Consider the following 14,726-nt stretch of genomic DNA (forward strand, 5'->3'; position numbering starts at 1 on the left):
TCACATCTATATAGCTATATTTCCATATAAATAAAAAGACAAGCAGGGTCGCTGCAGAAGCAGCTATTCCGCTTGTCTAGAATAGACGTATATTTGTTACATTTACCTTACATTTTGCGATCCCAGAAACGATGCGCAGCTACAGCTTCCACAAATTTGTTCTCAAAACCGGAAAGCTCTTCCGTAGACCGAGCCGTCACAATTCCTGGTACACGCAGGTCTTCTATTGCCAGCGACTGCTGTAGGAAAGCTACCCCTTCGTTCACGGCACCGATCGGTTTAAAGTGCTTGTACGCTTCGCGCACAAAGTCTTTCGCATCAGGTTCAGAGGCAATCAGATTAACCCCCTCTTTTCCACCCGCAATATAAATGGCGTCGAATAGTAAAGAATCGCTGGTGAGGAATGTGTGCATTGCCTCGATGCTTTGTCCACCTTGCCCGCTGATAGGGCCGAGTCGGTCACTAACCACCTCTGGCATCGCGCCTGCTTCCTTCAGCGCTTCTATAACCTTTGTTGTTGCCTGATCGAAACCTTCACCTGCAATGATCGCAATTTTACGAGTCTTCGCAGTGAAAATGGTATTCATCATACTGAGAGCCGGAGAATCAGATGGAACCGGGTTCTTGGTTGCTTCTCCTGCTTCCGGAAGCTGTACACCGATCTTCAGCGCAACACTCGCTGCAAGGGTGGTGTCGATATTCATCAATAGATTTACTACGGATTGACGCACTTCCTTGCGCTGAACTTTTCCAAGCTCAAATTGGAACGCACTTGTAATATGTTTCTTCTCCACCTCTGACATGCTATTCCAGAACAATTTTGCCTGGCTGTAAAAGTCTTTGAAGCTTTCGCTTCTTGCCTGTACTTTTCGGCCATCTACTCTCTCTGTGTAATGCTCATATCCGCCTTCGGCAGGTGCAGCCGTAGAGGGACTGTTACCGGCAATTCCATTACGATGATAACTGACAGGCCCGCGGTTGATTGTCATGCGATGCATACCGTCACGCTGGTTATTGTGTACGGGAGCAATCGAACGGTTAATTGGAATTTCGGCAAAGTTTGGACCGCCAAGTCTCGTAAGCTGCGTATCTGTATAGGAGAATAAACGCCCTTGAAGCAATGGATCATTAGAAAAATCGATACCTGGTACAACATGTCCAGGATGGAAGGCCACCTGCTCTGTCTCGCTGAAGAAATTATCAGTATTCCGGTTCAGCGTCATTTTACCTACTTTACGAACAGGAACGAGTTCTTCTGGCCATAATTTAGTTGGATCAAGGATATCAAAATCGAAATTAAACTCATCCTCTTCTTTAATGACTTGAAGTCCAAACTCGAATTCTGGATAGTTGCCGGTCTCAATCGCATCCCATAAATCGCGGCGATGGAAGTCAGGGTCTTTTCCAGCAATCTTCTGAGTCTCATCCCAGACAAGGGAATGAACGCCAAGCACCGGCTTCCAGTGAAACTTCACAAAATGCGCTTTTCCTTCTGCATTAACTAGTCTAAAGGTATGTACACCAAAGCCCTCCATCATCCGGAAACTACGCGGCAAAGCACGATCGGACAGATGCCACATCATCATATGAGCTGACTCAGGATTATTCGCTATGAAATCCCAAAACGTATCATGAGCAGAAGCAGCCTGCGGAATTTCATTATGAGGTTCTGGTTTTACCGCATGGATAAAATCTGGGAACTTAATCGCATCTTGAATGAAAAAGACAGGCATGTTGTTACCAACGATATCAACGACACCTTCTTCGGTATAAAATTTCGTAGAGAATCCGCGCACATCTCGAACCGTATCTGCCGATCCGCGTGACCCTGCTACCGTTGAGAAACGTACAAAGACAGGAGTCTTTACACTCGGGTCTTGTAGAAAACCTGCTTTGGTAAGTTCAGTAAGCGGTTCGTAGACCTCAAAGTATCCATGGGCACCGAACCCACGGGCATGCACGACACGTTCTGGAATACGCTCATGGTCAAAATGCGTCATTTTTTCACGGAAATGAAAATCTTCCATTAACGTGGGTCCACGTTCTCCTGCTTTCAGCGAAAATTCATCTTCAGATACCTTAAGACCTTGGTTGGTCGTTAGTTTTTGACCGTCATTATCCACTCGGAATGAATCGAGCTGCTCGTCTTTTGCGTCTTTTTTCAAGTTCATATCTTTCTCATTCATTCTTTATCACTCCTCTTCGATTCAGCTTTTTATCATTAACTAACAACGAATCTACCGAAAAAAATAGTAATTTAGCTTCTTAGTGTAAGTACCCTTCAGCACATTGGGCTAAACGCTTCCTTGGAATCAAATCTAATTTCACAAAATAAAGAAGCCGGTCGTGGATTGAATGCAATCCTACGCCCGGCTTCTCTTACTCTAATCCTATTTTATTTCACTTCAACACGGATGACTTCACTTCTTACCTGCCCATGGCTGTTAGACAGTTCAATCTCATATTCGTATACGCCGGCTACCTTGCCTGTTATCTCAGTGTAGGCTGTCTGTGCATCAGGTGTCGCTGCTGCCAATTCCTGCGTATCGACGAGTTCCCCATTCTCATACAGCTTATAGAGGGTACCATTGGTTCCCCACCACATGTTCATCGTGATCCGGTATTCGCCGTCTTGATCCCAGTTATCGCTTGATATACTAGGCTTATTCGGAGCCGCATCTTTTACCGTTACCGTGTGAGGAGCACTTTGTGTTGTTCCGTGTGCGTTTATCAGTTCTACCGTGTACACGTACGTACCATTATCTCTTCCTGCTAGTGGAACATGAACACTTTGTGCCTGAGGTGTATTGTCAGATAAAAGCTCTGTATAGATCAGTTTCCCGTTCTCATACAGTTTATATCTTGTTCCATTCTCACCCCACCACATGTTCATAGATAATGTGTATTCTCCGTCTAAGAGACCATTATTGTGTCCATTATTATCGGAAAGTACAGGAAGCCCTGGCTTTCCTTTTGCTGATCCATTATCTTCAGCGCCCGTATAACGAATGTTTGGAGCCGCAGGCATCTCCATTCCTGCTCCTAAATAGAAGCCCGTATGTGGAGGCTGATTATAAGCAACATTCTGCCATGCAACACCTAAGCGGTAGATTGGATCATGCATTAACGTACGAATACGATAGTCCGATTCATCCGTTGTTGTATAAATCCGAAGCTCTGTGCTGTCCTGAGAACGCCAGATAACTTCTTCACGCCAGTCTCCCAGCAGATCCGCTTGTAAACTTGGATTCGCTTTCGTGGAGTTGTTCGACGCAGCACCTGTGGCTGTGAGTAAATTGATCGTTTTTTGGTTTTTGTAATCCCATTTATCGATTCGGATATCATCTTGCAACTCTCTAAGCAGATCGCCATCCCACCAGATACCAAAGTTTGTGGATGAAGGGATTTTAGATGTTATTTTTTCTCCTTTAATAGAATACAAGCCGCTAAGCGGAATATGCTCTGCATTGGTGATTGTAGCAGACCATACTTCTTCACCCGGATAATTCGGGTCAATATCAGCTGACATCCCTCTGCCTACGTCAATTCCCATAGGTACTCCCCATAGAATGTCACCTGTATTTGCGTCGCGTACTTCCATGCCGTATTTCGCATTTCTGTCTTCATGAACACTAAATATTTCAAGACCTTCACGCATAGGATCGAGATCACCAAAATGCATAGCATCGCCGTGACCGAGTCTTGTATTGTGAAGCGGAGTACCGTCATCATCAATGGCGATTGCACCAAACAGGATTTCATCTTTGCCATCGTTATCTACGTCACCGACAGATAGATTATGATTTCCCTGTCCTGCATAGCTGCTAAGACCTTCATCATTCGTGTCAAAACGCCAGCGTTTGGTCAGCTCCCCGCCTCTGAAATCATAAGCAGCAAGCACTGTTCTTGTATAATAACCTCTTGAGAAAACAAGGCTTGGATGCTCTCCATCCAGATAAGCAACGGTCGCAAGGAACCGATCAACACGGTTTCCGTATCCATCTCCCCACGAACTTACATCACCGCGAGGCGGATCATAAGGAACCGTACTTAGTGCCTTACCCGTCGTTCCTTCGAATACAGTGAGGAATTCATTCCCAAGCAACACGTATCCAGAGCTATTGCGGTGATCCAGTGTGCCATCTCCAATAACTACACCCGCTCCGTCTTTGGTACCGTCTGCTGTCTTCATAGCAACTTCAGCTTTTCCATCTCCATCAAAATCGTAGACTAAAAACTGAGTATAATGTGCCCCTGCACGAATGTTAGGACCCATTTTGATACGCCATAGTTTTGTTCCGTCCATTTTATAAGCATCCAAATACACTTCGCCTGTATAACCTGATTGTGAATTATCCTTGCTGTTGGTTGGCGACCACATCATAACGATTTCATACTGGCCATCCCCGTCGAGATCACCTGTACTCGCATCTCCCGCATAGTAAGAATAAGGCTGACCATCCTTGGTATAACCATCTGCCGGTTTATCGAGCGGAATGGATTTATATTGCTGTTGCCATACGGAGATTGGCTCCGTAGCTTTTTGTTTTACTCCACCTACAATCGGTTCAATCACATATTTGGATTTGTCCGTACCCCCTGCATCCACATAGTTGGTACGATCCGTAATCGGTTTGCTCGTAATGAGCTTGTTATCACGGTAAATTTGGAAAGCGATTGAATCTGGGTCCAGACCAAGCATTCTCCAGCTAATAAATACTCCGTCTTCTGTCTTGACTGCAACGGGTGCCCGATCCAGGTTCTCCATTTGACGATATAGTGTGGTTACCGCTTCTGTAACGAGTACCTCTGACGTTTCAGAGATTCCTCCAGCATTTACTGCCGCCACTTTATAATAATAAGGGATCGTACTGAGAATCGTTTGGTCTGTATACTGCGCTTCTTTTGTCTTACCGATTAGATTGTAAACTCCGTTCTCTTTATCCGAACGGTATACATTATAAGAACGAGCCTTTTGGTTCGGTTCCCACGTAAATGTTACCTCGTTTTTATGAATAGAGCTTACTTTTAAGCCTGTAGGAATACCGGCTTTCTCTACAGAGGAATCGATCATAGAAACCTCTAGCGGTGAAGAAGCAACCGATTCAAGCCCCGCCGCGTCCACTGCGGTTACTGTATAGGTATATTTCATACCGAAATCAGTCGTGATATCTTTCCAAGTTAATTCGGAAGTTTCAGCTAAGAAAGAGGCTTTCACTTCTCCTTCTGCCTGGCGATATACACGGTATAAGGCTGCGCTATCTATGCCTTTCCAAGCTATCTCAGCGGAAGGAACTTCACTCGCAAGGTCCACTCTCACAAGTTCCAGACCCGTTGGCGCAAGCAGAAGAGGTGTAATCTCAATTCCGTTCACATGTGCGGTTTGCCCAGAGAAGACCATGTTGATCTGGCCATCTTGTACGGTGATCGGTGCATGCAGTTTCTCCGCAATATTCTCTTTGCCAGAGCTTATTGTTCCATAGTCCTTTCCTTCAATGTTCACGTTCGTTCTTGTAGAACCAATCCAGTCTCCAGTGTAAGATTTCACGGCATAGGTACCGTTAGGAAGATCTACCTTAAGTTCGTAAACCCCACCGAAATTGATAATAAAATCACGGCGAAGAGCATCCGTAGCCCCGCCTCGATCACGATCTGCCAAAGCACCTTCATGAACGACAAGTCCATAACCACGATCTTTGGTATAGAGAATATTACGATTAATCTCCGTATACCCTTCTGCTACAGGGGAACTAGGAGGGCCAAAATCATAACGATAAGTGGCTGATTTTGTTCCAATCGTTACTTCCTCGGAAGGATCAGAGGAGCCTTTTCCATTTACCGCGATGACATGCGCAGTATATGCATTTCCTTCTGAAAGACCAGCCAAGGAGAAACTAGGCACTGTAGCTGTTCCTGCTAACTTATACGCGGAATCTGCCTCTGTCTGAAGCTTGACGTAGATCCGGTAAATATCAGCACCCTCTACCGCATTCCATTTTAATAACGCACCGCTGTTACTGATATTACCTGCTACAAGACCTGTTACAGGACTTGGTTTCGCATCCGGCAGGTTCTGCTCTTTTACGTATTCCGATAGTGGAATGTTCAGCTCTTGGATCGACTGAGCAACCATTCTAGCAAGCTGAATAGCCCCATACTCCTGGAAGTGTGTGTTATCGGCTGAGCCATTTGGAAATGCTGCGTACACTCCCGGATCGGTATGCAAAAAGACGGATTTAGTCTCTTCAGGGCCAATGGAATCATAGTAAGCTCTGCTTAGCGTACTAAGATCGATAAGTTTTGTATTTTCCTCTGCTGCTACCTCTTTCATTGCATTTACATACTCAGGGAAACTCACATTGAATTTACCTGTATCTGCATTGAAATCTCTTCTTCCAACCGGTGTAACAAGAATCGGGGTTGCCCCGCGTTGCTCTGCACCGTGGATATAAGTTCTGAGATATTCTTTAAAGTCAGCTGGCGAAGCGTACCGATCCGGAATCGAGATCGTCGCATCGTTATGTCCGAATTGAATCAGGAAATAATCAGCAGGCTGAATGACTTTCAGAATATCGTCGAGTCTGCCTTGATCGATGAAAGATTTCGTACTTCGTCCGCCTATCGATTGATTCTTAATCACAATCTCTTCACCGAAGAAACGAGGGAGCATTTGTCCCCATCCAGCTTCCGGCTTCCAGTAGGGATCGTAAGTCTGTACTGTGGAATCTCCGGCAATATAGATTGCCGGATTACTGCCTGGTGTCCGGTCCGGAAGCTTGGTAATGACCAGTGCGTTCAATTTAGCTGCAGATCCGGTGAATTCCAGATTCAGCTGGCCATCAACCAGTGCAATGGAGAAATTCATCTCTAAAAATTCGCCTGCCCCTTTGGCAGTCAGCTGTACTTTTTGCATCCGCTCTGTCTTAATCGCAATCTCCGAGCCTTCTTCCTGATCTCCTGCAATAAGAGCTACGTCATAATCGCCATTGGGAAGATCAATCTGAAATACGCCATTATCCACATGTGCATAATCAGAGCGAAGCAGGTCATCCCCGCCACGGTCAAGTACAGTTACTGTGGACAGATCTGTAAAACCATACCCTGCCTCTTGTGAATAAGATGACTGTGCATTAACTCCGGTATAACCCTCAGCTACCGCTCCGTCCCCAAAATCAAAGCGATATTCGCCTTCCGCAGTCATCTTCAGGTGATCCTCTGCATCGTTCGTCTGTGGAGCGACAGCATCGCTATCCACATCCGCTTGCGTCTCATCCCCTTGCACTTCTTCCTCTACTCCTTCCTGGTCTTCTTGTGTTCCTTCTTCTGTTCCTTCTTCTGTTCCTTCTTCTGTTCCTTCTTGCCCTTCTTGTGCATCCTCTTGCACTTCTTCTTGCACACCCTCGTCTACCACATCCTGAACCTCATCTTGTACTGCCTCTGCTTTTACCGTCTGTCCCCCCCACTCCATTGGCATTGCCATCGTTGACAGCACCATAAGAAAAACAAGAAAAATGATAAAATATCGAGATTTTCCAGGATGGTGCTTCCTGCTTGCTTTCATGAAGATGCCTCCTTTGCGTTCTAAATGTAACCCCTTACATCGTAGCTCTAGATAACTTCTTTTAACATCAAAAAAACAGTGTATTTCGTGCATATATCAGTGTTCTTTATCCCAGGTATTGAACAAAAAAGTGACGACTTCTAATCGAAATCGTCACTTTTTTCATACTTCTAACCCTTTTATTACCTATTTAAATAGGGTAATGTTATTAGGAAGTATTTTCCTTATGTTTCGTTACATGCTGAGTTTATTACTAAAAGAGGTGAAATAACGATGTTTTCCTTTTTGTTCACTTTGGTTGTTGCGGCCATATATACAGCGATCAGTCTAATAAAAGGGTACGAATACGATAGTAAACTGCTTACGATTTTCACATCTGCCATCGCAGTCGCCTTCACTGGGGCACAGTATTTTCTACTAGGAATTGATTCTATTCTCACAGCTATATTTATAGTTCTAGCATTAACGTTAGTATACGCATATACAAGTACGGTTCATAGGAAACAGCAGGGCAAAGTCAGAAAACCATTAAAACCTTACCAGATCGTATTAGCTGGAGCAGGCTCTATTGCCTTCATTACCTTCTATGAACTATTTGTGATGAGAACGTCTCCAGCAGATGTTCCGTGGCTTGAAATTGTGATTCGTATTACGCTTACTCTTGTTGTACCTTTGTTTATCTTCCGTTACCTGGACAAGCGAAAATCACATTCTGAATAAAGCAAAGACAGCATGTTATAAAAAGACCTTCTTCCCTGTCCTCGCACTCTCTAGTGCGTGAAAAACCATTGCTGCGCTATGGATATGATCAAGGGCATCTGTTTCCGCTGGTCTATCCTCCGCAAGTGCAGCAAACATCTCGTCTAGGCATCCATTATGCCCTTCTCTTCCGCTCCACCTTGCTTCTGCTTCCGTTCGGACGGTCTCATGAAAGAATCCATTACCTGCTTGTTCCTTCTGCTGCTCGCTATAGGGCATATGGATCCCGTCCCAACGGGCAGTGCCCTGACTCCCCAGCACACGCCAGTCTGCTTCCCACGAAGTAGGCTGGCCGATGGCTGACCAAGACCCCCGATAGCTAAATACAGAACCGTCACTCATTTCAAAAATACAGATGGCAGAAGCATTCCCCTGATACCAGGACCCTTCTGCGTTATATTCATGACAGTACACCGACACGGGATTCGCTCCCGTAATAAACCTTGCTTGATCGAATGTATGAATCGCCATATCAATAATAAGCGGGCTGTCCATAACATCCCGAAATCCACCAAAGCGAGGCCCGAGAAAAAAATCAGCGTGTACGGATCCTATTGTGCCAATAGCCCCTGATTGTATATGATCACGCAGCGCTCGAATTTGCTTAAGGTAACGACGATTTTGCATCACAGCATATCGCTTACCCGTACGCTTACTGACCTCCACAATGTCACGTGCATCATCTAGAGATTCTGCCATGGGTTTCTCACCAAATACATGGCATCCTGCCTCCAGCGCCGTTGTTACCACTGATTTATGACTTGAGGGTATGGTTACGTCAAATACTAGATTCGCATTTACAGACTGAAGAGCAGTGCTAAGATCGTTATAGATCGGCACCATAAGTCCTCTCTTCTCTGCCATCTTGACCGCATTCTCTTCATATATATCTACTAAGGCAGCGATATGTACATCGTCCCTCTCTGCCGCATAGTCTAACCATGCATTCGACATTCCGCCGCAGCCTGCTACAATCACTTGATGATGCTTCATGTTCCCCCTCCTAATTATCATAAATAAGTAATTATAGGGATTATATGTTTTAAACCTAAAAAAAACCAGCACTCGCTCCACATGGCGAGGGACTGGTTTTCTTTGTTATTTATACGGGAGGAATTGTCTTGTAATCTAACATGATAACCTAACCTTTAATACCGGAATTGAGGTTAATGGATTGAACAAAATACTTCTGTGCAAATAAGAACAGCAATAAAGTAGGGATAATAGCAAGAATGGCAGATCCCATCAATTGTCCGATCATACGGTAGTTACCATAAATATCTTGTAATAAGAGTAGTCCCGCTGTAACCGGCATTTTTTCAACATCGGTATACACGATGACCGGCCAGAGGAAGTCATTCCATGATCCGGTGAAAGAGAAGAGCGCGCATACGATTAAGATGGGTTTAACCAGTGGAACGATAATAGATAAATAGATTCTAAAATCAGATGCACCATCGACACGAGCCGATTCGTCTAAATCTTTGGGAAGTCCATTCATGAACTGTCTCACGAGGAATATATTCCCCATCCCTGCTAAACCAGGAATGATCATAGCCCAGGCTGTATTTACCCATCCGAATGCATCAATAATTTTGTAGGAAGGAATTAGATTAACGACACCTGGAAAGAAAGAAATCCCTAGTAATGTAAAAAACAAAGCGTCTCTTCCTTTAAATTTCATACGGGAATACCCATAACCTGTTAATGAAATAACCACAACAACGAGAAGCGTATGTGTTGTTGCGATAAACAGGGAGTTTCCTAACCAACGTAAAATAGGGGCTGTAGAAGTGTTCGTTAAAGTCGCAATATAATTGTCAATCGTCCAATCTTTAGGCAACAATCTAAAACCGGAAGATACGACTTCAGTTTGAGATCTAAAAGATGTGGAAATCCCGAAGACGACAGGGATGACCCAAATAATACAAAGTAATATTAAGAAAATATAAGCTGCGTATTTAGATACGCTATTATCGGAAGGCTTCTTTTTCCCTCGAGTATTCCTGTTCAAGGGCTGATCAATCTCATTCACTAACGGATTTGACATAGCGGTCCATCTACCTTTCCATTTCCATTGTAAGCAAAATATTATTCTCTATGAGCTTAAGCAGCGTTTCTGTTCATCACATAATATTGCAGAGCAGAGATTACTAAGATAACGAGTCCGAGCAGTACTGCCATTGCAGATGCCATACCGGCAATGGATTCTCCGTTACCAAAGGCCAATTGACGGATATACATCATGAGCACATGCGTGCTTTGACGCGGTCCGCCATCTGTCATCATTAACGGCTGTCCAAATACGTTAAAGGCACCCCCGGTAGTCATAACAAAGGTATAGATTAACGGGAAACGGATGGAAGGCAAGGTAATGCTAGCAAATCTCCGGACAGGTCCTGCTCCATCTAGTTCTGCAGATTCATACAAATCTTGCGATACTCCACTGATGGAAGCTCGGTAGATAATCATATTACCGCCAACACCGCCCCAGACAGTAATTACGATGATAATAATCCAGGCATAAGGCTGAGTAGCGGGCCATGCAACATCGGAACCAAGCAAGTTCCCTGTAATACCTAACTGTTTATTAAAGATCAGTAGCCAGATCAGAGCTGCTGCTGATATAGAAATCAATCCTGGAATGTAAATAATGGACTGGATCAGGTTTTTCATTTTGACTTGTTTATGCTCTAAGGCAACAGCAATCATCAAAGGAATAATAATGAGAAGCGGGACACTGATCCCCACAAAGATAAAGGTGTTTTTCATCCCATTAAAAAACTGAGTATGAAACGTAGAATCTTGATTAAACAGAATCGTTTTATAGTTATCTAACCCTACCCAAACTGGTTCATTCATTAAGTTCCATTTTGTAAATGATGCATAAATACCATAGATCGTTGGAAGCAGTATAAAGATGGCGAATAATATAATATGAGGGCCAACAAAGAAAGCGGGAGCCCAGTTAATCTTCTTTTTCATAGGAAATCATTTCTCCTTCTGAATAAAGTAATGTGCCAATGGATGGCACATTACTCTATACAATCTATTCAGTTCTAGCCCTTACTGTCCGCTTGTACCTTCTGCAATTTTATCTTCTACAAATTTTTGCATTGTGTTTAGTGTTTCATCTATGTCCACATTACCGCGTGCCAGCTCGAGTGCATAAGTATCTACTGCTTCAGCAACGTATGCATAGTATTCATAAGTATAGATGTACAAAGATTCAATCTCTTTCTCATTAGAAGTAAAGAAGGACTGCATATATTCTTGGTACTCAGGGCTTTCGTTAACTTGTTTACTTGCTACGTTCTGTCCAGCTTTTGCCCATTCAAGAGAATTCTCACGGATAAACTCAAGGAATTTCGCAATTCCAGCTTCTTTCTCATCTGTTCTCTCTTCGTTAGTCAGCATCGCGAACAAGTGAGAAGACGATCTGTTTGTGAATTTATCTGCAGTAGGAGAGTACACATTCGTTACACCAAAGTTCAATCCCTCAACACCAGCGTGAGCAGTGGAACTCCAAGTTCCGTCTGTAGAGAATAGAACGTTACCGGATTGGAACATCAGGTAGCCGTCTTCACCATATGGTGTCATCAAGCCAGCGTCCGCAATTTTTTTCACTTCTTCAAAAGCTTGTTTCATAACTGGTGTATTCACCGCAGGTTTGCCATCCTCTTGAATGTCCCCGCCCAAGTTCTGAACTTGAGATAGAATAACCCAGCCCAGCAAAGCATCATTTACTACGAAGTCGCCTTCATCCATTTTGCCTTGCAAGGAAAGCATCTCATCAATAGTTACTACGTTATCATCAAGGAAAGATTCTGCATTATATTTTTTGAGCAAATCTTTATTGTAATACATAACAACACTATGAATGTCCAAAGGAACCGTATACTGAGCTCCATCAATCGTTCCTGTTGACCAAGCTTGAGGAAGATAATTATCTTGTTTAAGTTCAGGCTCAGCAGCCATCACATTTGTCATCTCTTCTAAAGCACCTTGTTTAACATATCCTGGAACACGGTCAGCATGGATGATAGATAGATCTGGAACCCCTTTACCGGAGTTTAGTACGGTAGAGTTTTTCGTATACATATCTGACGTAATTACATGCTTAACCTTTATTTCAGGCTCAGTTGCATTGTAATCTTTAACGAGCTGATCCATGTAAGCACCATCATCACCCGTTAGTGGTGTCCAGAATACAATTGTATTTTTATCATTCCCACCACAACCCGACAAAACTGTAATTAGCACAACAGCAAGAACCAAAGATGTAAGACCCCGCATTTTTTTCAAGACGTTTTCCTCCCGTTTTCTGTATATTGAAAAATATTACAATTCGCAATCATCATACATCTATACTGAAAGCGGTGTCAATAACTTTTATGTAAATTTAATTCTTTATTTCTAAGCAAAGTTAACTAAAAAGTTTATCAAAAGATTGCATACAGTATCATTATTTACTTTGGTTATCTTTCGTGTTACTTTGATACTGGCTAATAAATGTCAAGATTAATTATTTGGGAAAGAAGTGGATAACATGCAGCTGGAAATCGATAAGTCCTCGCTCGTTGTTTACGAAGCCTTGGCAAGTGAAGTGCGAATCAGAATTATTCAGTTACTTTCGAAGAATAAAATGAACATCAAAGATCTAGCAGAAGAGCTGCAAATTAGCAGTCCGATTGTTATTAAACATATCAAGAAGCTGGAAGATGCCGGAATTATCAAAACAGAAAAGGTCCCCGGAAAGTCCGGTCTTCAAAAAATTTCCACCCTCAGAGTCGATCACATTGAAATTAATTTTCCCAAGAAAATCTTTCATTCTTTTGCCTCTTATGAAACCTCTGTTCCGATCGGTCACTATAACGATTTCGATCTGAAACCTACCTGTGGTCTTGCTACGGATAAAGAGTTTATAGGAAGAGTGGATGAACCAAAGTATTTTATGGATTCAAAGCGGGTAGACGCGGAAATATTATGGTTTACTCAGGGGTTTGTTCAGTACAATATCGCTAATTTCCTAAAAAAAGAAGAAGAACTTCAACAGTTCGAAATCAGCTTAGAGATTGCCTCCGAATTTCCTTTCTCCAACGATGTATGGCCTTCTGACATCACTTTTTCTCTCAATGGATTAGAGCTTGGAACATGGACAAGTCCGGGGGATTTTGGAGATGCAAGAGGGAAATTCACACCGAAGTGGTGGCCGCATAATATTAACCAGTATGGATTGTTAAAAACCATTCGTATTACAAGCCATGGCACCTATATTGACGGGGACCCGATCTCAACGGTTTCCGTGAAAGATTTAGATACCACCTGCAGTCGATGGACCTTCCGGATCGAAGTAAAAGAAGATGCGAAGCATATTGGCGGTGCAACTCTGTTTGGCAAGAAATTTGGGAATCATGATCAAGATATCGTATTTAAATTATATTATCTATAATTGACCTTACCCTCAGAAGAAAGTCATCCAAGACAAAGAACATCCATTCCTCGGATGTCCGTAATATGAGCGATATTCTCTTCCCTTTTTCTGTCACCATTGCTCTATCATTCGAAGTGTAACGACTACATCGATATCTTCCATAAGTGAATCTATAACGAGGGTGAGATTAGCTCCATCTTCAAGACACAACATCACACCCTCTTCCATTAGATTAACAGAGGTTTTGGTAAAGGCTCCGGCTATACCCGTCAGGATCCCTTGGGTAACAACTCGTCCATTTGTAACGACCGTACACGTTGTATTTACTTCTAACGCTGTTTCTTCCGCAGGAATCTGCGTTGTCGGCGTGGGATACCGATTAAAATTTCCGTCAATGGTTCCTCCTTGGATCAAAGTATATCTAGCAGGGTTCCTTGTCAGGATATCCAATCCTTCAGCATAGACGGAAGCGGCTACTCCATTTGGATTGGTAAAAGAAAGGTTTTTTCTGAAACTCATGACAGCATAATTATCAACTTGTGTAACAGAATTGACAGATCTAATCTCAGAAGTGACTCTGCTGATATTTACCTCTTCCATTTCGATTGGAGTATACAGCCCCTCTGCGTCAACTCCGTATAAGGCAATTTCCAACCCTATTGTCGAGTAAACTGCATTAATCTGAAAATGATCATATCCCACCTCGTATGTGCGGGTGATTACTTCTTCTGTATCCAAAAAAAAGAGATCTTCTGCAAAAGCAGCTTGCTGGCTCCCATTATTCACGAGACCCTTCAAGTAACACAGCCCTGAAGAGGTATTATTATTAATGACTTTGACAATCACTTGAACGTATGGCCTATCACCTTGAATCGGTAGGTTTATCAGATTTCCTGTCGTAATAGATGGCATACGGATCCCCCTTTTCCCTTCCTTGATACACCTGATATTATATGCTCCGATGATTATAAA

9 protein-coding genes are annotated in these 14,726 nt (G+C 43.2%); 2 read left to right on the top strand and 7 right to left on the bottom strand.

What is annotated here, in order from left to right:
- Positions 1-107: 107 nt before the first annotated feature.
- Together PV403_RS10355 and PV403_RS10360 are read right to left on the bottom strand one after the other, a co-directional pair.
- Positions 108-2,186, bottom strand: a complete 2,079-nt coding sequence (locus PV403_RS10355; protein ID WP_332084524.1) for a catalase — start codon at positions 2,184-2,186, stop codon at positions 108-110.
- A 209-nt stretch (positions 2,187-2,395) separates the two neighbouring features.
- Positions 2,396-7,561, bottom strand: coding sequence for a rhamnogalacturonan lyase family protein (locus PV403_RS10360; RefSeq protein WP_332084525.1), 5,166 nt, complete (start codon positions 7,559-7,561; stop codon positions 2,396-2,398).
- 273 nt (positions 7,562-7,834) lie between these two features.
- Here PV403_RS10360 and PV403_RS10365 point away from each other — a divergent pair, with 273 nt between their 5' ends.
- Entirely contained in the window at positions 7,835-8,281 is a 447-nt protein-coding gene (locus PV403_RS10365; protein WP_332084526.1) for a hypothetical protein, read from the top strand.
- A 15-nt stretch (positions 8,282-8,296) separates the two neighbouring features.
- On the opposite strand, the gene PV403_RS10370 is transcribed toward PV403_RS10365, so the two are convergent.
- The 4 genes from PV403_RS10370 to PV403_RS10385 all read right to left on the bottom strand — a co-directional run bounded on the left by PV403_RS10370 (position 8,297) and on the right by PV403_RS10385 (position 12,616).
- Positions 8,297-9,313 (bottom strand): Gfo/Idh/MocA family protein, encoded by a 1,017-nt coding sequence (locus PV403_RS10370; RefSeq protein ID WP_332084527.1) that lies wholly within the window; start codon positions 9,311-9,313, stop codon positions 8,297-8,299.
- Positions 9,314-9,461: 148 nt separating this feature from the next.
- Positions 9,462-10,370 carry a carbohydrate ABC transporter permease gene (locus tag PV403_RS10375; RefSeq protein WP_213530771.1) on the bottom strand — a complete coding sequence of 303 codons (909 nt, stop codon included), beginning with the start codon at positions 10,368-10,370 and terminating at the stop codon, positions 9,462-9,464.
- Positions 10,371-10,426: 56 nt separating this feature from the next.
- Positions 10,427-11,305 carry a carbohydrate ABC transporter permease gene (locus PV403_RS10380; protein WP_213530773.1) on the bottom strand — a complete coding sequence of 293 codons (879 nt, stop codon included), beginning with the start codon at positions 11,303-11,305 and terminating at the stop codon, positions 10,427-10,429.
- Between the two features lie 81 nt (positions 11,306-11,386).
- Entirely contained in the window at positions 11,387-12,616 is a 1,230-nt protein-coding gene (locus PV403_RS10385) for an extracellular solute-binding protein (protein WP_213531065.1), read from the bottom strand.
- A 253-nt stretch (positions 12,617-12,869) separates the two neighbouring features.
- Here PV403_RS10385 and PV403_RS10390 point away from each other — a divergent pair, with 253 nt between their 5' ends.
- Positions 12,870-13,772 carry an ArsR/SmtB family transcription factor gene (locus tag PV403_RS10390; RefSeq protein ID WP_332084528.1) on the top strand — a complete coding sequence of 301 codons (903 nt, stop codon included), beginning with the start codon at positions 12,870-12,872 and terminating at the stop codon, positions 13,770-13,772.
- A 93-nt stretch (positions 13,773-13,865) separates the two neighbouring features.
- Here PV403_RS10390 and PV403_RS10395 read toward each other — a convergent pair whose 3' ends face one another.
- Positions 13,866-14,666 (bottom strand): hypothetical protein, encoded by an 801-nt coding sequence (locus PV403_RS10395; protein WP_332084529.1) that lies wholly within the window; start codon positions 14,664-14,666, stop codon positions 13,866-13,868.
- Between the last annotated feature and the right edge of the window lie 60 nt (positions 14,667-14,726).

It is taken from the genome of Paenibacillus sp. GYB006 (assembly GCF_036577645.1).
Lineage (GTDB): Bacteria > Bacillota > Bacilli > Paenibacillales > Paenibacillaceae > Paenibacillus.